17 protein-coding genes and 1 pseudogene are annotated in these 19,253 nt (G+C 58.9%); 8 read left to right on the top strand and 10 right to left on the bottom strand.

From position 1 onward, the window contains the following. Positions 1-8: 8 nt before the first annotated feature. From purB to F8N62_RS30125, 5 genes are all read right to left on the bottom strand, one after another. A complete protein-coding gene (gene purB, locus F8N62_RS30145; protein ID WP_150714045.1) occupies positions 9-1,379 on the bottom strand; it encodes an adenylosuccinate lyase in 1,371 nt (456 codons plus the stop codon). Positions 1,380-1,506: 127 nt separating this feature from the next. Beyond that, positions 1,507-2,130, bottom strand: a complete 624-nt coding sequence (gene hflD, locus F8N62_RS30140) for a high frequency lysogenization protein HflD (RefSeq protein WP_150714044.1) — start codon at positions 2,128-2,130, stop codon at positions 1,507-1,509. Beyond that, positions 2,127-3,260, bottom strand: coding sequence for a tRNA 2-thiouridine(34) synthase MnmA (mnmA, locus tag F8N62_RS30135; protein ID WP_150714043.1), 1,134 nt, complete (start codon positions 3,258-3,260; stop codon positions 2,127-2,129). The genes hflD and mnmA overlap by 4 nt, the downstream gene beginning before the upstream one ends. 59 nt (positions 3,261-3,319) lie before the next feature. After that, entirely contained in the window at positions 3,320-3,766 is a 447-nt protein-coding gene (locus tag F8N62_RS30130; protein WP_150714042.1) for an NUDIX hydrolase, read from the bottom strand. 226 nt (positions 3,767-3,992) lie between these two features. Beyond that, positions 3,993-6,218 (bottom strand): NADP-dependent isocitrate dehydrogenase, encoded by a 2,226-nt coding sequence (locus F8N62_RS30125; RefSeq protein ID WP_150714041.1) that lies wholly within the window; start codon positions 6,216-6,218, stop codon positions 3,993-3,995. Between the two features lie 493 nt (positions 6,219-6,711). Between F8N62_RS30125 and icd the strand changes: the two genes are divergently transcribed. Further along, a complete protein-coding gene (gene icd, locus F8N62_RS30120) occupies positions 6,712-7,968 on the top strand; it encodes an NADP-dependent isocitrate dehydrogenase (RefSeq protein WP_150714040.1) in 1,257 nt (418 codons plus the stop codon). A gap of 82 nt (positions 7,969-8,050) precedes the next feature. On the opposite strand, the gene cspD is transcribed toward icd, so the two are convergent. After that, positions 8,051-8,341, bottom strand: a complete 291-nt coding sequence (cspD, locus tag F8N62_RS30115) for a cold shock domain-containing protein CspD (RefSeq protein WP_191632472.1) — start codon at positions 8,339-8,341, stop codon at positions 8,051-8,053. A gap of 225 nt (positions 8,342-8,566) precedes the next feature. Between cspD and clpS the strand changes: the two genes are divergently transcribed. Together clpS and clpA are read left to right on the top strand one after the other, a co-directional pair. Beyond that, entirely contained in the window at positions 8,567-8,950 is a 384-nt protein-coding gene (gene clpS / locus F8N62_RS30110) for an ATP-dependent Clp protease adapter ClpS (protein WP_150714038.1), read from the top strand. 30 nt (positions 8,951-8,980) lie between these two features. Further along, positions 8,981-11,251, top strand: coding sequence for an ATP-dependent Clp protease ATP-binding subunit ClpA (gene clpA / locus F8N62_RS30105; protein ID WP_046032479.1), 2,271 nt, complete (start codon positions 8,981-8,983; stop codon positions 11,249-11,251). A 224-nt stretch (positions 11,252-11,475) separates the two neighbouring features. On the opposite strand, the gene infA is transcribed toward clpA, so the two are convergent. From infA to trxB, 4 genes are all read right to left on the bottom strand, one after another. Next, positions 11,476-11,694 (bottom strand): translation initiation factor IF-1, encoded by a 219-nt coding sequence (gene infA / locus F8N62_RS30100; protein ID WP_002553999.1) that lies wholly within the window; start codon positions 11,692-11,694, stop codon positions 11,476-11,478. A gap of 100 nt (positions 11,695-11,794) precedes the next feature. After that, positions 11,795-12,502, bottom strand: a complete 708-nt coding sequence (locus F8N62_RS30095; protein WP_150714037.1) for an arginyltransferase — start codon at positions 12,500-12,502, stop codon at positions 11,795-11,797. Between the two features lie 56 nt (positions 12,503-12,558). Continuing rightward, positions 12,559-13,239, bottom strand: a complete 681-nt coding sequence (aat, locus tag F8N62_RS30090) for a leucyl/phenylalanyl-tRNA--protein transferase (RefSeq protein ID WP_150714036.1) — start codon at positions 13,237-13,239, stop codon at positions 12,559-12,561. A gap of 62 nt (positions 13,240-13,301) precedes the next feature. After that, a complete protein-coding gene (gene trxB, locus F8N62_RS30085) occupies positions 13,302-14,261 on the bottom strand; it encodes a thioredoxin-disulfide reductase (protein WP_150714035.1) in 960 nt (319 codons plus the stop codon). Between the two features lie 37 nt (positions 14,262-14,298). On the opposite strand from trxB, the gene F8N62_RS30080 reads away from it, so the two are divergent. The 5 genes and pseudogenes from F8N62_RS30080 to F8N62_RS32030 all read left to right on the top strand — a co-directional run. After that, positions 14,299-14,559 (top strand): hypothetical protein, encoded by a 261-nt coding sequence (locus F8N62_RS30080; protein WP_150714034.1) that lies wholly within the window; start codon positions 14,299-14,301, stop codon positions 14,557-14,559. Further along, the gene (locus tag F8N62_RS30075) at positions 14,556-16,964 is read left to right on the top strand and encodes a DNA translocase FtsK (protein ID WP_150714033.1); all 2,409 of its coding nucleotides are present in this window, start codon (positions 14,556-14,558) and stop codon (positions 16,962-16,964) included. Before F8N62_RS30080 ends, F8N62_RS30075 begins: the two co-directional genes overlap by 4 nt. A gap of 64 nt (positions 16,965-17,028) precedes the next feature. Continuing rightward, positions 17,029-17,652: an outer membrane lipoprotein chaperone LolA gene (gene lolA, locus F8N62_RS30070; protein ID WP_007904916.1), complete on the top strand. Its 624-nt coding sequence runs from the start codon at positions 17,029-17,031 to the stop codon at positions 17,650-17,652. Between the two features lie 211 nt (positions 17,653-17,863). Next, positions 17,864-19,186, top strand: coding sequence for a replication-associated recombination protein A (locus tag F8N62_RS30065; RefSeq protein ID WP_150714032.1), 1,323 nt, complete (start codon positions 17,864-17,866; stop codon positions 19,184-19,186). Further along, positions 19,186-19,253, top strand: a pseudogene (locus F8N62_RS32030) (fluoride efflux transporter CrcB); the annotation flags it as partial. The gene F8N62_RS30065 and the pseudogene F8N62_RS32030, both read left to right, overlap by 1 nt.

Raw genomic sequence — 19,253 nt, 5'->3', positions numbered from 1 at the left:
GCGGTCGATCAGATGCGTCGAGCTTGGTCTACAGCGTTGCCGATGTAGTTCGCCGGGGTGAGCAGTTTCAGCTCGGCCTTGGCAGCGGCAGGCATGTCCAGGCCGTCGATGAAAGTTTGCAGTGCTTCAGGGCTGATGCCCTTGCCACGGGTCAACTCTTTCAGTTTCTCGTACGGGTTTTCAATGTTGTAGCGACGCATCACGGTCTGGATCGGCTCGGCCAGGACTTCCCAGCAAGCGTCGAGGTCAGCGGCAATTTTCTGCGCATTCAGCTCAAGCTTGCTGATGCCTTTGAGGCTGGCTTCGTACGCGATCACGCTGTGGGCAAAGCCGACACCGAGGTTACGCAGCACGGTGGAGTCGGTCAGGTCACGCTGCCAGCGGGAGATCGGCAGCTTGCTCGCGAGGTGCTGGAACAGCGCATTGGCGATGCCCAGGTTGCCTTCGGAGTTTTCGAAGTCGATCGGGTTGACCTTGTGCGGCATGGTCGACGAACCGATTTCGCCAGCGATGGTGCGCTGCTTGAAATAACCCAGGGAGATGTAGCCCCAGATGTCGCGGTCGAAGTCGATCAGGATGGTGTTGAAGCGCGCAATCGCGTCGAACAGCTCGGCAATGTAGTCGTGCGGTTCGATCTGCGTGGTGTACGGGTTGAAACCCAGGCCCAGCTCGTCTTCGATGAAGGCGCGGGCGTTTTCTTCCCAATCGATCTCAGGGTAGGCCGACAGGTGAGCGTTGTAGTTACCGACAGCACCGTTGATCTTGCCCAGCAGCGGAACGGCAGCGACCTGGGCGATTTGACGCTCCAGACGGTAAACCACGTTCGCCAGTTCTTTGCCCAGGGTGGTCGGCGAGGCCGGTTGACCGTGGGTGCGCGAGAGCATTGGCACGTCGGCGAAACGGATCGCCAGTTCGCGGATGGCTTCGGCAGTCTGGCGCATCAGTGGCAGCATCACTTCATCACGGCCTTCGCGCAGCATCAGTGCGTGGGACAGGTTGTTGATGTCCTCGCTGGTGCAGGCAAAGTGGATGAATTCGCTGACAGCGGCCAGTTCCGGCAGCTTGGCCGCTTGCTCTTTGAGCAGGTATTCGATGGCTTTGACGTCGTGGTTGGTGGTGCGCTCGATCTCTTTGACACGCTCGGCGTGCTCCAGAGCAAAGTTGTCCGCCAGGGTGTTCAATACAGCGTTGGCTTCGGCGGAGAACGCCGGCACTTCGCTGATGGCAGGGTGAGCGGCCAGGCGCTGGAGCCAGCGCACTTCAACCAGAACGCGAGCACGGATCAGGCCGTATTCGCTGAAAATTGGGCGCAGGGCCTGGGTTTTGCCGGCGTAGCGGCCGTCAACAGGGGAAACCGCAGTGAGCGAAGAAAGCTGCATGGGGTGTTCTCGGACAGTCGGGCAACGAAATGGGGCGCGTATCATACATGAAAAAATCCGCCGGTCCGTTGCCAACTGACCAGCGTATTACGCGTTACAGACTACAAAACGTTCTCGGGGGCGCGGTTCAGCTGCTGCGCATCAGCGGGTAAAGCTCTTTGAGCAACTTGCGCCGGCTGACCACCAACTGCCAGCGATGACCGCCCAACTGCCGCCACAGGCGTGCCGAACGAATTCCTGCGAGCAACAGCGCGCGGATCTTCGAGGCGTTGCTCGGTTGCTGCAGGTTGCGCATGTCGCCGTGCACCTGAATCCGTTGGCGCAAGGTGCTCAACGTGTCCTGGTACAACGCCCCGCACGCGGCGATCACGTTTTCGTGGGCCGGGCCGAAGTGTTCGACCTGTGACTGGATCTGCGGCAGGCGCTTGCCGATCACCTCGAGCATATCGTCGCGCTTGGCCAGTTGACGTTCCAGCCCCAGCATCGCCAGGGCATACCGCAGAGGCTCGCGTTGCAGCGTGCTCGGGTCGCGCTCGAGGGCGCCGACCAGCGCGCGGTAGCCTTCGCGCAGGTTGATGTCGTCACCGCCATAGACTTCGAGCGTGTCCTTGGGGTCGCGAATCAGCAGGCTGCCGAGCATGCAGGTCAGCCCGGCTTCTGTGGTCTGGCCGGTCTTGGCGATCTTGTCGACCAGAACGGCGGCGAGAAACACGCCGCCCAGCGCCGTCAGTTGCTCCTGAGTCGGGCTCATGCCTGTTGGCCTTTGCTGGTCCACGGTTCTGCGACTTCGATGACGCCGCCGCCGAGGCAGATTTCACCGTCATAGAACACCACGGACTGGCCCGGAGTCACCGCGCGTTGCGGGTCGTCGAAGGTGGCGCGGTAGCCGCTGGCGGTTTTCTCCAGCGTGCACGGCTGGTCGCTTTGGCGATAACGCACTTTGGCAGTCAGCTTGCGCGGCTCGTTCAGGTCGATCGGGTTCACCCAATAGATGTCCGAGGCGAGCAGGGCGCGGGAGAACAGGTAAGGATGGTCATTGCCCTGGCCAACGATCAGCTCGTTGTGCTCCAGGTCCTTGATCAGCACGTACCACGGTTCGTCGCCGGCATCTTTCAAGCCGCCGATGCCCAGGCCCTGACGCTGGCCGATGGTGTGGTACATCAAGCCGTGGTGACGGCCGATCACTTCACCTTCGGTGGTCTTGATTTCGCCAGGCTGGGCCGGCAGGTATTGCTTGAGGAAGTCGCTGAAGCGGCGCTCGCCGATAAAACAGATCCCGGTGGAGTCTTTTTTCTTCGCGGTGGCGAGTTCGTATTTTTCGGCAATCGCGCGCACTTGCGGTTTTTCCAGCTCGCCGACCGGGAACAGGGTCTTGGCGATCTGTTCACCGCCGACGGCGTGCAGGAAGTAGCTCTGATCCTTGTTCGGGTCCAGGCCCTTGAGCAGTTCGGTGCGACCATCGACGTCGCGACGGCGCACGTAGTGGCCGGTGGCGATCAGGTCGGCACCAAGCACCATGGCGTAGTCGAGGAACGCCTTGAACTTGATCTCGCGGTTGCAGAGGATGTCCGGGTTCGGCGTGCGACCGGCCTTGTATTCGGCCAGGAAGTGCTCGAACACGTTGTCCCAGTACTCGGCGGCGAAGTTGGCGGTGTGCAGCTTGATGCCAATCTTGTCGCACACGGCCTGGGCATCCGCCAGGTCGTCCATGGCGGTGCAGTATTCCGTTCCATCGTCTTCTTCCCAGTTCTTCATGAACAGGCCTTCCACCTCGTAACCCTGCTCGATCAGCAGGAGGGCGGAAACGGAAGAGTCCACGCCGCCGGACATGCCGACAATGACGCGCTTCTTTTGTGTGTCAGAAGGGGCTGGATCACGCATAGGGATTCAATGAGTGTCTTGAAAAAGGACGCGATTCTAGCAGGCCGCAGCCCACAAGGCTAAAGAGAAGGGCGGATCAGTTCGAGACCGAAGTGTTTGCCGTCCAGATAATCATCGATACAGCGGATGATCAGCTCACTGCGCCAGTTTGCGCGCTGTGCCAGTAGTTCGTCACGCGTCAGCCATTTAGCGCCGACGATGCCGTCGTCGAGTTGATAGTCGGGGTGGTGCTTGAGCGCTTTGGCGATGAAGCAAACCCTTTGGTACGTCACGCCGTTGCTGGGTGCGGTGTAGAGGTAGATGCCCACCACGCCGGTCGCTTCGACGTCCCAGCCGGTTTCCTCAAGGGTTTCGCGTACGGCGGCTTCGATCAGGGTTTCGTCCGGGTCGAGGTGACCGGCGGGCTGGTTGAGTACCGTCCGTCCGCCCTTGAGTTCTTCGACCATCAGGAAACGGCCGTTGTCCTCGACGATGGTGGCGACGGTGATGTGGGGTTTCCAGTCCATGAAGGTTCCTCGATGTCAGTTTTGTGGAAAATCTAATGTTGAGCGCCGAACCCCTGTGGGAGCGAGCTTGCTCGCGATAGCGGCAGGTCAGTCAATATCAATGTTGAATGATAAACCGTCATCGCGAGCAAGCTCGCTCCCACAGGGGTTCGGTGTTCACATTGAAATGTGCGCCACAAACAAAAACCCCGGCACTAGGCCGGGGCTTTTTTGCATCCTTACACCCTTAAACCAGCGCAGCAATCGCCGCGTTGAAGGTGTTGCTCGGGCGCATGGCTTTGCTGATCAACTCGGCATTGGCGTGGTAGTAACCGCCGATGTCGACTGGCTTGCCCTGAACGGCGTTGAGCTCGGCAACGATGGTTGCCTCGTTCTCGGTCAGGGTTTTTGCCAGCGCGCCGAACTGCGCTTGCAGTGCAGCGTCTTCAGTCTGGGCGGCCAGGGCTTGAGCCCAGTACAGCGCCAGGTAGAAGTGGCTGCCGCGGTTGTCGATGTTGCCGACTTTGCGCGATGGCGACTTGTTGTTGTCGAGGAACTGGCCGGTGGCCTGATCCAGGGTCTTGGCCAGCACCAGCGCCTTGGGGTTGTTGTAAGTCACGCCCAGGTGCTCAAGGGAGGCCGCCAGTGCGAGGAACTCGCCCAGGGAATCCCAGCGCAGGAAGTTTTCTTCCAGCAGTTGCTGAACGTGCTTGGGTGCCGAACCGCCAGCGCCGGTTTCGAACAGACCGCCGCCGTTCATTAGCGGCACGATCGACAGCATCTTGGCGCTGGTGCCCAGTTCCATGATCGGGAACAGGTCAGTCAGGTAGTCGCGCAGTACGTTGCCGGTCACCGAGATGGTGTCCTTGCCTTCGCGGGTACGGCCCAGGGTGAAGGCCATCGCGTCGACGGGCGACATGATGCGGATGTCGAGGCCGGAGGTGTCGTGATCCTTCAGGTAAGCCTGAACTTTCTCGATCACAACACCGTCGTGAGCGCGCATTGGGTCCAGCCAGAAAATCGCCGGAGTTGCGCTGGCACGAGCACGGTTGACGGCCAGTTTCACCCAGTCCTGGATCGGCGCGTCTTTGGTCTGGCACATGCGGAAGATGTCGCCGGCTTCTACCGGTTGCTCCAGCAGCAGGCTGCCTTTGCTGTCGGTCACGCGAACAACGCCGTTGGCCTTGATCTGGAATGTCTTGTCGTGCGAGCCGTACTCTTCGGCTTTTTTCGCCATCAGGCCAACGTTTGGCACGCTGCCCATGGTGGTTGGGTCGAAGGCGCCATGTTTCTTGCAGTCTTCGATCACCGCCTGGTAGATGGTGGCGTAGCAACGATCCGGGATCACAGCCTTGGTGTCGTGCAGTTGACCGTCAGTGCCCCACATCTTGCCGGAGTCACGGATCATCGCAGGCATCGAGGCGTCGACGATGACGTCGCTCGGCACGTGCAGGTTGGTGATGCCCTTGTCGGAGTTGACCATGGCCAACGACGGACGGACGGCGTAAACCGCCTGGATGTCCGCTTCGATCTGCGCCTGCTGTTCAGCCGGCAGGGCCTTGATGCGAGCGTACAGGTCGCCGATGCCGTTGTTCAGGTTGAAGCCGATCTGTGCCAGCACGTCTGCATGCTTGGCCAGCGCATCTTTGTAGAACTCGGCAACGATCTGGCCGAACATGATCGGGTCGGAGACCTTCATCATGGTGGCTTTCAGGTGAACCGACAGCAACACGCCCTTGGCTTTGGCGTCTTCGATCTCGGCAGCGATGAAACTGCGCAGCGCGTTTTTGCTCATGACCGCGCAATCGAGGATCTCACCGGCTTGCACGGTGGTTTTTTCTTTAAGGACGGTGGTGGTGCCGTCCTGAGCGATCAGTTCGATCTTGACGGCGTCAGCAGCGTCGATCAGGGCAGCTTTTTCGCTGCCGTAGAAATCACCGGTGCTCATGTGCGCGACGTGGGACTTGGAGTCCGTAGCCCAAGCGCCCATTTTGTGCGGGTGCTTGCGTGCGTAGTTCTTGACCGACAGCGGTGCACGACGATCGGAGTTGCCTTCGCGCAGAACCGGGTTCACGGCACTGCCCTTGATCTTGTCGTAACGCGACTTGGTTTCTTTGTCGGCGTCGCTGGTCACGGTTTCCGGGTAGTCCGGCAGTGCGAAGCCCTGGGCTTGCAGCTCTTTGATCGCGGCCTGCAGTTGCGGAACCGAAGCACTGATGTTCGGCAGCTTGATGATGTTGGCTTCAGGCGTAACGGCCAGGTCGCCCAGTTCGGCGAGGTGGTCGGCTACGGCTTTGTCACCCAATTGCTCGGGGAAGCTGGCCAGGATGCGCCCTGCAAGAGAGATATCGCGGGTTTCCACGGCGATATCAGCCGAAGCGGTGAACGCTTCTACGATAGGCAACAGTGAATAGGTGGCGAGGGCTGGGGCTTCGTCGGTGAAGGTATAGATGATCTTCGAGCGGGTGGGCATATTCGGATTAACTCTCTCTTCTTTGCTAAAGCGTGCGCAGAAACTCGAGGGGCGCCGGGTAAGCGCGTTCGTTCAAAGTCATCCATGAGCCGAATGTCGAGATTTGTGCGCGGTGATGTTGGGTGCATCAGTCGAGCGTCAAGCGGGTGGACTGCGGTAACAGTCCTGCTTTTCGGGTCCTGAGCCTCGTCGTAGAGAGGTCGGCCGTCGTGACTCTGTGGTCAGCGGGCGGCATTATACATAGGTAGCTGGCAATCTGCCGATGGTTCATACGCAACGAAACTCGTCCATTGGTCTAAAGGTCGCAGGGGAGTGCGGGGCGTAGAGTCGTCACAGGTGCTTGAGTTTGGCGCTTTTCCCTTTGCTTTCAGGCTTGTACGTTGCGAACTGCGCAGCTTTGCGGCAGATGGATGGAACATAGGGTTTGCGCGCCGATTTAACTGGGGTACGCTCGGACGAAGCCAGATGTTCAATCCAAACAATGGAGTTCAGCATGGGATACAAGAAGATTCAGGTTCCAGCCGTCGGCGACAAAATCACCGTCAACGCGGACCATTCTCTCAATGTTCCTAACAACCCGATCATCCCCTTTATCGAAGGCGATGGTATTGGCGTTGATATCAGCCCGGTCATGATCAAGGTTGTCGATGCTGCTGTTAAGAAGGCTTACGGCGGCGAGCGCAAAATTTCCTGGATGGAAGTCTACGCCGGGGAGAAAGCGACTCAGGTTTACGATCAGGACACCTGGCTACCTCAGGAAACCCTGGACGCGGTCAAGGATTACGTGGTTTCCATCAAAGGCCCTCTGACCACGCCGGTCGGCGGCGGCATCCGTTCCCTGAACGTGGCACTGCGTCAGCAACTGGACCTTTATGTGTGCTTGCGCCCGGTGCGCTGGTTCGAAGGCGTGCCTAGCCCGGTCAAGAAACCAGGCGACGTCGACATGACGATCTTCCGCGAAAACTCGGAAGACATTTATGCCGGTATCGAATGGAAAGCCGGTTCGCCGGAAGCGACCAAGGTCATCAAGTTCCTCAAAGAAGAAATGGGCGTCACCAAGATCCGTTTCGACGAAAACTGCGGCATCGGCGTCAAGCCGGTTTCCCTGCAGGGCACCAAGCGTCTGGCGCGCAAGGCATTGCAGTACGTCGTCGACAACGACCGCGACTCGCTGACCATCGTGCACAAAGGCAACATCATGAAGTTCACCGAAGGTGCCTTCAAGGAATGGGCCTACGAAGTGGCGGCTGAAGAATTCGGCGCGACCCTGCTCGACGGCGGGCCGTGGATGCAGTTCAAGAACCCGAAAACCGGCAAGAATGTCATCGTCAAGGATGCCATCGCCGACGCCATGCTCCAGCAGATCCTGCTGCGCCCGGCCGAGTACGATGTGATCGCGACCCTGAACCTCAATGGCGACTACCTCTCCGACGCCCTCGCGGCGGAAGTGGGCGGTATCGGTATCGCGCCGGGTGCCAACCTGTCCGACACCATTGCCATGTTTGAAGCGACCCACGGTACTGCGCCGAAGTACGCCGGCAAGGACCAGGTCAACCCGGGTTCGCTTATCCTGTCCGCCGAAATGATGCTGCGCCACATGGGCTGGACCGAAGCGGCCGACCTGATCATCAAGGGCACCAACGGCGCGATTTCCGCCAAGACCGTGACCTATGACTTCGAACGTCTGATGGAAGGCGCGAAACTGCTGTCTTCTTCGGCGTTTGGTGATGCACTGATCTCGCACATGTAAGCGAGTCGATGCACGACAAAAACCGCCCGACTCAAATGATGGAGTCGGGCGGTTTTTTTATGACTGGATGACGCGTACCGGTTTACGCCGTAACGGTCTGCTGCGTGGCAGGCGCGGGGGAAGTCTGAGCGTCCTCGGGTGCGCCGATGTTGACGGCGTGCAAGCCTTTGGGGCCCTGAATGATGTCAAACACGACCGCCTGGCCGGCTTTCAGGGTCTTGTAACCGTCCATATTGATGGCCGAATAATGGGCGAACAGGTCTTCGCTATCACCTTCCCTGTTGATGAAGCCATAACCCTTGGCATTGTTGAACCATTTGACCTTGCCTTTTACAGTGCCTTTGACCGGCTCTGTGTTCTTGACGCCTGACATACCCATATCCCTCTGCAACAGACTCCATCACTGGAGTATCATCCAGTACATCCGCAGTCAGATCCTTTAAATAAGATTGACTCCGCGGACCTTTTTTACCCACTGTGGGCTCTATTGGTTGTAACACCGTTTTGCCGATAGTCAAGTTGACCCGGCACTCGGAGTTGAAATCGTTCACGACCGTCCCCACTACTGTATTCGCACAACTGACGAACCTTTCTTTCCATGCATGCAATCAGCCAGATTCGACTAACATTCAATCAGGATCGCCCGACTCTCCAGAAGGACCACCCGGAGGAACAAGACGACGATTCCGCAGGCATTGCTGTTCAGGAAGCGAAGCCTGCTTTACAGGCACCGCCGATGTACAAGGTGGTTTTGTTTAACGATGACTACACACCGATGGATTTCGTCGTCGAAGTGCTCGAGGTGTTTTTTAACCTGAATCGCGAGCTGGCGACCAAGGTCATGCTGGCCGTCCACACAGAAGGACGGGCAGTATGTGGAGTGTTTACCCGCGACATTGCCGAGACCAAGGCCATGCAGGTCAACCAGTACGCCAGGGAAAGCCAGCATCCGCTACTCTGTGAAATCGAGAAGGACGGTTAATCGCCGACCACTTGGGTATGAGGTGAAGCTATGTTAAACCGCGAGCTCGAAGTCACCCTCAATCTTGCCTTCAAGGAGGCCCGTTCGAAGCGTCATGAGTTCATGACCGTCGAACACCTCCTGCTGGCCCTATTGGATAATGAGGCTGCCGCCACCGTTTTGCGTGCCTGCGGCGCAAACCTCGACAAACTCAAGCATGATCTGCAGGAGTTCATCGACTCCACCACGCCGTTGATTCCCGTGCATGACGAGGATCGCGAGACCCAGCCAACCCTGGGGTTCCAGCGTGTTCTGCAGCGTGCTGTCTTTCACGTACAGAGCTCGGGCAAACGCGAAGTAACCGGCGCCAACGTGCTGGTTGCGATCTTCAGTGAGCAAGAGAGTCAGGCAGTGTTCCTGCTGAAACAGCAGAGCGTTGCGCGCATCGATGTCGTCAACTACATCGCTCACGGTATCTCCAAAGTACCGGGGCACGGCGATCACTCTGAAGGTGAGCAAGATATGCAGGACGACGAGGGCGGTGAGTCTTCATCTTCAGGCAATCCTCTGGATGCTTATGCCAGCAACCTCAACGAACTCGCGCGTCAGGGTCGGATCGATCCGTTGGTCGGCCGTGAGCTCGAAGTCGAGCGTGTAGCGCAGATTCTCGCGCGTCGGCGCAAAAACAATCCGTTGCTGGTGGGCGAGGCGGGCGTGGGTAAAACCGCGATTGCCGAAGGCCTGGCCAAGCGCATAGTCGACAACCAGGTGCCGGATCTGCTGGCCAACAGCGTGGTGTATTCCCTCGATCTGGGCGCCTTGCTGGCCGGGACCAAATACCGTGGCGATTTCGAGAAGCGCTTCAAAGCGTTGCTCAATGAGCTGAAAAAACGTCCTCAGGCGATCCTGTTCATCGACGAAATCCACACCATTATCGGTGCGGGTGCTGCGTCCGGTGGCGTCATGGATGCCTCGAACCTGCTCAAACCACTGCTGTCGTCGGGTGATATCCGCTGCATCGGTTCGACCACGTTCCAGGAATTCCGCGGGATCTTCGAGAAAGACCGTGCCCTGGCGCGGCGCTTCCAGAAGGTCGATGTGTCGGAGCCTTCGGTGGAAGACACCATCGGTATCCTGCGCGGCTTGAAAGGGCGCTTCGAAGCGCACCACAACATCGAGTACAGCGATGAGGCGTTGCGCGCCGCTGCTGAACTGGCGTCGCGCTACATCAATGACCGGCACATGCCGGACAAGGCCATTGACGTGATCGACGAGGCGGGTGCCTATCAACGCCTGCAACCGATCGAGAAGCGTGTGAAACGCATCGAAGTGCCTCAGGTCGAGGACATCGTCGCGAAAATCGCGCGGATTCCGCCGAAACACGTCACCAGCTCCGATAAGGAACTGCTGCGCAACCTCGAGCGTGATCTGAAGTTGACGGTGTTTGGCCAGGATGCCGCGATCGATTCGTTGTCGACCGCGATCAAACTGTCCCGTGCCGGCCTCAAGTCACCTGACAAACCTGTCGGCTCGTTCCTGTTCGCCGGTCCGACCGGCGTTGGTAAAACCGAGGCGGCGCGTCAGCTGGCGAAAGCGTTGGGCATTGAGCTGGTGCGTTTCGACATGTCCGAGTACATGGAGCGTCACACCGTCTCGCGTCTGATCGGTGCGCCTCCTGGCTATGTCGGTTTCGACCAGGGCGGTCTGTTGACCGAAGCCATCACCAAGCAGCCTCACTGCGTGCTGTTGCTCGATGAAATCGAGAAGGCGCATCCGGAAGTCTTCAACCTGCTGTTGCAGGTCATGGACCACGGTACGCTGACCGATAACAACGGGCGCAAGGCGGATTTCCGTAACGTGATCGTCATTATGACGACCAACGCCGGTGCCGAAACCGCAGCGCGTGCGTCGATCGGTTTCACCCATCAGGACCATTCGTCCGATGCGATGGAAGTGATCAAGAAGAGCTTCACACCGGAGTTCCGTAACCGTCTGGACACCATTATCCAGTTTGGTCGCCTCAGCCATGAGGTCATCAAAAGCGTGGTGGACAAGTTCCTTACCGAGCTTCAGGCGCAACTGGAAGACAAGCGTGTGCAGCTGGAAGTGACGGATGCGGCCCGCAGCTGGTTGGCGGCGGGTGGTTATGACACGGCAATGGGCGCTCGGCCGATGGCGCGTTTGATTCAGGACAAGATCAAACGTCCGCTGGCGGAAGAGATTCTCTTTGGTGAATTGGCTGATCATGGTGGTGTGGTGCATATCGATCTCAAGGATGGCGAGTTGACCTTTGAGTTCGAAACCACGGCGGAAATGGCCTGACGTTAAACCGCAACAAAGCAAAAGGCGCCGAAAGGCGCCTTTTTGCTGTCTGTCAGACTCGTGTCGATCCCCGGTAGGAGCTGCCGAAGGCTGCGATCTTTTGATCTTGATTCACAAAAAAAAGATCAAAAGATCGCAGCCTTCGGCAGCGCCTACGGGGTGGTCGTTAAATCGCAGGCAAACAAAAACGCCCGGCATAAACCGGGCGTTTTGTATTGACCTGATTAGCGAGCGCGGTAAGTGATGCGCCCTTTGCTCAAGTCATAGGGCGTCAGCTCGACGCGCACTTTGTCACCGGTAAGAATACGAATGTAGTTCTTGCGCATCTTGCCGGAAATATGCGCGGTTACGACGTGCCCATTTTCCAACTCCACGCGAAACATGGTGTTGGGCAGGGTGTCGACGACAGTGCCTTCCATTTCGAAGCTGTCTTCTTTCGACATGCAGTAAAGCCCTCGGTGTCCAATGAATGGCCCGGTGCAACTGCGCCAGGCAAAAGCGGCGTGCATTGTGCCCGAAAAATGGGGTTTAAGCCAAGGGGTTCTAGTTCAGGATCACCCAGCGCTGATTAATCAGCAGTTCAATCGGGCGATATTGAGTTTTGTAGCTCATCTTTTTGCAGTTTTTGATCCAGTAACCGAGGTACACCGCCTCCAGCCCCAGGCGCTGGGCCTCGGCGATTTGCCAGAGAATCGCGTAACGCCCCAGGCTGCGGCGCTCTTCAGAGGGTTCGTAGAAGGTGTAGACCGCCGACAGACCGTTCGGCAGCAAGTCGGTGACGGCCACCGCCAGCAGCTGGCCGTCGAGGCGAAATTCGTAAAAACGAGAAAACGGCAAGTCACGCACCAGGAAGGTCGAAAACTGATCACGGCTCGGCGGGTACATGTCGCCATCGGCATGCCGCTGTTCAATGTAGCGCTGATACAGGTCGAAGTACTCTTCGCTGAATTGGGGTTTGGCCGGACGCACTTGCACATCAAGATTGCGCTTGAAGATACGTTTCTGCTGACGGTTGGGCACGAATTGCCCCACAGGAATGCGCGCCGGTACGCACGCATTGCAATTCTGGCAATGGGGCCGGTAGAGATGATCGCCGCTGCGACGAAAACCCATTTCAGACAGGTCTGCATAGACATGCACATCCATGGGCTGGCTAGGATCGAGGAACAGGGTCGTGGCCTGCTCCTCAGGCAGATAACTGCAAGAGTGGGGCTGAGTGGCATAAAACTTCAAACGCGCCAACTCGGTCATGATCAACCCTCGGTATAAGCTTTTGATTAAGTGTAAGCCACGCGAGTCAAAGTCGCTCAGCAAACCCAGCTGGCACGGCTGGGCTGATCCAGATGCTGCGCAAGGTAGCGGGCAAACTCGCGGCGGGGAATGGCCCGGGCGCCGAGGCTGTGCAAATGGTCAGTGGGCATCTGGCAGTCGATCAGCACGAATCCCGAATCTTTCAGATGTTTGACCAAGGTGGCAAAGCCATATTTCGACGCATTGTCGGCGCGGCTGAACATCGACTCACCGAAAAACAGCTGGCCCATCGCCAGGCCATAGAGGCCGCCGACCAGCACGCCATTGTCCCAGACTTCCACCGAATGCGCGTAACCGCGCTGGTGCAGATCGAGGTAGGCATTTTGCATCGCTTCGGTGATCCAGGTGCCATCGGCGTAGTCCCGGGGCGCGGCGCACGCGCCAATGACCGCGGCAAAGTCCTGATCGAAGGTCACTTGATAGCGTTGCTGGCGCAGCAACTTGTTCAGGCTGCGCGAGACATGCAGTTCGTCGGGAAACAGAACGGTACGCGGATCCGGCGACCACCAGAGAATGGGCTGGCCGTCCGAAAACCACGGAAAGCAACCGTGGCGATAAGCCTGGATCAGCCGGTCTGCGGACAGATCGCCACCCGCAGCCAACAGTCCGTTGGGATCGCGCATGGCTTTTTCCAGCGGCGGGAAGGTCAGGGTGTTGCGTTGTAACCAAGTCAGCATGGCGTCCGCTTACAGAAGGGGAGGGCAGTGGTGGGCCGTTGCGCCCACTGTGAAGTTTGCCGTCAAACGGTCGGAATGTCGTCGAGGTATTTTTCCGCATCCAGTGCGGCCATGCAGCCGGCACCCGCAGAAGTGACGGCCTGGCGATAAACGTGATCGGCCACGTCACCGGCAGCGAACACGCCGGGGATTTCGGTGGACGTGGCGTCGCCGTCGCTGCCGCCTTTGACCAGCAGATAGCCGTCGCGCATTTTCAGCTGGCCTGCAAACAGGTCAGTGTTGGGCTTGTGGCCGATGGCGATGAACACGCCGGCCAGTGCCAGTTCCCGGGTTTCACCAGTATGACTGTCCCGCAGGCGGGCGCCGGTCACACCACTGGCATCGCCCAGAACTTCATCGAGGTGCTGGTTCCAGTGCAGGCGGATATTGCCGTTGGCAGCTTTCTCGAACAGTTTGTCCTGAAGGATTTTTTCCGAGCGCAACTTGTCGCGACGATGAATCAGGTGAACTTCCTTGGCGATGTTGGACAGATACAAAGCTTCTTCAACAGCGGTATTCCCGCCACCCACGACCGCGACGACCTGATTTCGGTAAAAGAATCCGTCGCATGTCGCGCAAGCCGACACCCCTTTGCCGGCAAACGTCTCCTCCGAAGGCAGGCCCAGGTATTGCGCGGAGGCGCCGGTGGCAATAATCAATGCATCGCAGGTGTAAGTGCCGCCATCGCCGCTCAGTTCGAACGGGCGTTGTTGCAACTTGGCGGTATGGATGTGGTCGTAAACGATCTCTGTGTCAAAGCGCTCGGCGTGTTTTTGCATGCGTTCCATCAGTGCCGGGCCGGTCAGGCCTTCGACGTCGCCGGGCCAGTTGTCGACTTCGACGGTGGTGGTGAGCTGGCCACCTGCCTGTATGCCGGTGATGACCACGGGTTTGAGGTTGGCGCGGGCGGCATAGACGGCGGCACTGTAACCGGCAGGGCCGGAACCCAGAATGATCAGGCGGCAATGCTTGGATTCGCTCATAAAACACCTCATAAGCCTTTGTCACAAAAGAGAATGCGTGCTCAAATTGAATACAGTTCGCAGGCCGTTGACTATGCTGATCCAAGGTTTGCCAGCATGGCATCGTGTGAGCAAACCCGTACAATGCGTGCCGGTCACTGGAATAATCAGTGCGCACCGTGTTTATAAAATCCGCAGTGCAGTGTTAAAAGTAGTCTCAGTTGCGCCTGTTAACTTTTTTACCTGCCTGGATTGGGCAGTTTTTTATAGTCATTCAGCAGATGGACGCGCCATGGGCGCAGGAAAAGAAGCGTTTTGAAGAAATCCACCGCAGCACCTAAACCAGCCGTCGTTCCACTCTGGCGCCAGCATTTGCACTACCGGCTCAAGGAAGGTGCATTGATCGCCATTGGCGCCCTGTGCCTGTTCCTCATGATGGCCTTGCTTACCTACGGCAAGGATGATCCGGGCTGGAGCCATAACAGCAAGATCGATGACGTGCAGAACTTCGGCGGGCCGGCCGGTTCCTACAGCGCTGACATCCTGTTCATGGTGCTGGGCTACTTCGCCTACATCTTCCCGCTGCTGCTGGCGATCAAGGCCTGGCAGATTTTCCGTCAACGCCACGAACCGTGGCAGTGGAGCGGTTGGCTGTTTTCCTGGCGCCTGATCGGTCTGGTGTTTTTGGTGCTGTCAGGCGCGGCACTCGCGCATATCCATTTCCACGCCGCTACCGGTCTGCCGGCCGGTGCGGGCGGTGCGTTGGGCGAAAGCCTTGGCGACCTGGCCCGCAATGCGCTGAACATTCAGGGCAGCACGTTGCTGTTCATTGCGCTGTTCCTGTTCGGCCTGACGGTTTTCACCGACCTTTCGTGGTTCAAGGTGATGGACGTCACCGGCAAGATCACCCTCGACCTGCTGGAACTGTTCCAGGGCGCGGCCAATCGCTGGTGGGCCGCCCGTGTCGAGCGCAAACAGCTGGTTGCGCAACTGCGTGAAGTCGATGATCGGGTGCATGACGTGGTGGCGCCGACCGTCACCGACAAGCGCGAGCAAGCCAAGGTCAAGGAACGCCTGATCGAACGCGAGCAAGCCCTGAGCAAGCACATGTCAGACCGCGAGAAGCAGGTGCCGCCGGTGATTGCTCCGGCGCCGCCAAAACCCGCCGCGCCGAGCAAGCGCGTGGAAAAAGAGAAGCAGGCGCCGTTGTTCGTTGACAGCGCCGTCGAAGGCACCTTGCCGCCGATCTCGATTCTCGATCCGGCTGAAAAGAAACAACTCAACTATTCCCCGGAGTCGCTGGCAGCCGTCGGCCACTTGCTGGAAATCAAACTCAAGGAATTCGGGGTCGAGGTCTCGGTGGATTCGATTCACCCGGGCCCGGTGATTACCCGTTACGAAATCCAGCCAGCCGCCGGTGTCAAAGTCAGCCGCATCTCCAACCTGGCGAAAGACCTGGCGCGTTCCCTGGCCGTGACCAGCGTGCGGGTGGTGGAAGTGATTCCGGGCAAGACCACCGTCGGTATCGAGATTCCCAACGAAGACCGGCAGATCGTGCGCTTCTCCGAAGTGCTGTCGACTCCCGAGTATGACAACTTCAAATCGCCGGTTACCCTGGCCCTGGGTCATGACATCGGCGGCAAGCCGGTCATCACCGACCTGGCGAAAATGCCTCACTTGCTGGTGGCCGGTACGACCGGTTCCGGTAAGTCGGTGGGTGTGAACGCGATGATCCTGTCGATCCTGTTCAAGTCCGGCCCTGAAGACGCCAAGCTGATCATGATCGACCCGAAAATGCTTGAGCTGTCGATCTACGAAGGCATTCCGCACCTGCTGTGCCCGGTCGTGACCGACATGAAGGACGCGGCCAACGCCCTGCGCTGGAGCGTGGCGGAGATGGAGCGTCGCTACAAACTGATGGCGAAGATGGGCGTGCGCAACCTGTCCGGCTTCAACGCCAAGGTCAAGGAAGCGCAGGACGCCGGCACGCCGCTGACCGACCCGCTGTACAAGCGCGAAAGCATTCATGACGAAGCGCCGCTGTTGACCAAGCTGCCGACCATCGTTGTGGTCGTCGACGAATTCGCCGACATGATGATGATCGTCGGCAAGAAGGTTGAAGAACTGATCGCCCGTATTGCGCAGAAGGCTCGTGCGGCCGGTATCCACTTGATCCTCGCGACCCAGCGTCCGTCGGTTGATGTGATCACCGGTCTGATCAAGGCCAACATTCCGACGCGGATGGCGTTCCAGGTGTCGAGCAAAATCGATTCGCGGACCATCATCGATCAGGGTGGCGCCGAGCAACTGCTGGGCCACGGTGACATGCTCTACATGCCGCCGGGCACCAGTCTGCCGATCCGGGTTCACGGTGCGTTCGTCTCCGATGACGAGGTTCATCGGGTCGTTGAAGCCTGGAAACTGCGCGGTGCGCCGGAATACAACGATGACATCCTGGCTGGCGTCGAAGAGGCGGGCAGCGGCTTTGAAAATGGCGGCGGTGGCGGTGATGACGATGCCGAAACCGATGCGCTCTACGACGAAGCGGTGCAGTTCGTGCTGGAAAGCCGTCGCGCGTCCATCTCGGCAGTGCAGCGCAAGCTGAAAATCGGCTACAACCGCGCCGCCCGCATGATCGAAGCCATGGAAATGGCCGGGGTCGTGACGTCCATGAACACCAACGGTTCGCGTGAAGTTCTGGCCCCGGGCCCGGTACGCGACTGATTTTGAATTAAAAGGACGGCGCAGTGATGCGCCGCCCGCACTCCCACGAATTATGAGGACTCCCATGCGTCTTATCCGCATGCTGTTGCTGCCGGTACTGGCTTTGACCACGCTCTCGGCCCACGCCGATGACAAGGACGTGGCGCGTCTGACCCAACTGCTGGAAAAATCCCAGACCCTGACCGCACGTTTCTCCCAGTTGACTCTCGATGGCAGCGGCACGCAGTTGCAGGAGACCGCCGGGCAAATGTCCTTGCAGCGTCCTGGCCTGTTCTACTGGCACACCGATGCGCCGCAAGAGCAACTGATGGTCTCCGATGGCAAGAAAGTGTCCCTGTGGGACCCGGATCTGGAGCAAGTCACCATCAAGACCCTGGATCAGCGACTGACCCAAACCCCGGCCCTGTTGTTGTCCGGTGACGTGTCGAAGATCAGCCAGAGCTTCGACATCAGCGCCAAGGAAGCCGGTGGCGTGATCGACTTCACCTTGAAGCCGAAAACCAAAGACACCCTGTTCGACAGCCTGCGCCTGTCGTTCCGCAATGGTCTGGTCAATGACATGCAACTGATCGACAGCGTCGGTCAGCGCACCAATATCCTGTTCACCGGCGTGAAGGCCAACGAGCCGATCCCGGCCTCCAAATTCAAGTTCGACATCCCCAAGGGTGCCGATGTGATCCAGGAATAAACTAACCGGTTGGAGCGCGCTTTTGTGGCGAGGGGATTTATCCCCGTTGGGCCGCGGAGCGGCCCCAAGATCTGCTGGTGCGGTATATCAGGAATACAGCATGCGTTGGTTTAGCGACTGCTGCGCAGCCGAACGGGGATAAATCCCCTCACCACAGGTTTCCAGCAGGCCTGAGAGAGTTGGTATTAACCCGAGGTTTTAACGCGACGTGATGGACCTGTTTCGCAGTGCCCCGATAGCTCAGCCTCTGGCCGCGCGTTTGCGTGCGGCCAATCTGGATGAGTACGTCGGTCAGGAACACCTGCTCGCTCGCGGCAAGCCCTTGCGTGAAGCGCTGGAGCAGGGTGCCCTGCACTCGATGATTTTCTGGGGCCCGCCGGGCGTGGGTAAAACCACCCTCGCGCGGCTGCTGGCGGAAGTCTCGGATGCGCACTTTGAAACTGTCTCGGCGGTCTTGGCCGGCGTCAAGGAAATCCGTCAGGCGGTGGAAATCGCCAAGCAACAGGCCGGCCAGTACGGCAAACGCACCATCCTGTTCGTCGATGAAGTGCATCGCTTCAACAAGTCGCAGCAGGATGCGTTTCTACCCTACGTTGAAGACGGCACGCTGATTTTCATTGGCGCGACCACCGAAAACCCTTCGTTCGAACTCAACAACGCCTTGCTCTCCCGGGCGCGTGTCTATGTGCTGAAAAGCCTCGACGAAGCGGCCCTGCGCAAGTTGGTGCACCGCGCGCTCACCGAAGAGCGTGGCCTGGGCAAACGGCAGCTGACCCTCAGCGATGAAGGTTTCCAGATGCTGTTGTCCGCCGCCGATGGCGATGGCCGACGCCTGCTCAACCTGCTGGAAAATGCCTCGGACCTCGCCGAAGACAACAGTGAGATCGGCGTCGATCTATTGCAAAGTCTGCTTGGTGATACCCGTCGGCGGTTCGACAAGGGCGGCGAAGCGTTCTACGACCAGATTTCCGCGCTGCATAAATCGGTGCGCGGCTCCAACCCCGACGGCGCGTTGTACTGGTTCGCGCGGATGATCGATGGCGGCTGCGACCCGCTGTACCTCGCCCGGCGCGTGGTGCGTATGGCCAGCGAAGACATTGGCAACGCCGATCCGCGCGCGCTGAGCCTGTGCCTGGCGGCGTGGGAAGTGCAGGAACGGCTCGGCAGTCCGGAGGGCGAATTGGCGGTGGCCCAGGCCATCACTTACCTGGCTTGCGCGCCGAAAAGCAACGCGGTGTACATGGGCTTCAAAGCCGCGCTGCGCAGCGCCACTGAACACGGTTCGCTGGAAGTGCCGCTGCACCTGCGCAACGCGCCGACCAAGCTGATGAAACAGCTGGGTTATGGCGACGAATATCGCTACGCCCACGACGAACCGGATGCCTACGCCGCCGGTGAGGATTACTTCCCCGACGAGCTTGAGCCGCAGCCGTTCTATCAGCCGGTGCCGCGGGGACTCGAATTGAAGATCGGCGAGAAGCTCAATCACCTCGCGCAACTCGACCGTCTCAGCCCCCGGCAGCGGAGAAAATAGTGCTTCCATTGATCGTTGCGGTTTCTCTCGGCGGTGTGGCGGGTACGCTGCTGCGGTTCGCGACCGG

It is taken from the genome of Pseudomonas fluorescens, assembly GCF_902497785.1.
GTDB classification, from domain to species: Bacteria; Pseudomonadota; Gammaproteobacteria; order Pseudomonadales; family Pseudomonadaceae; genus Aquipseudomonas; species Aquipseudomonas fluorescens_BO.
Note: the sequence above shows the minus strand (reverse complement) of the source record. Positions and strands in the feature narration are given on the sequence as shown.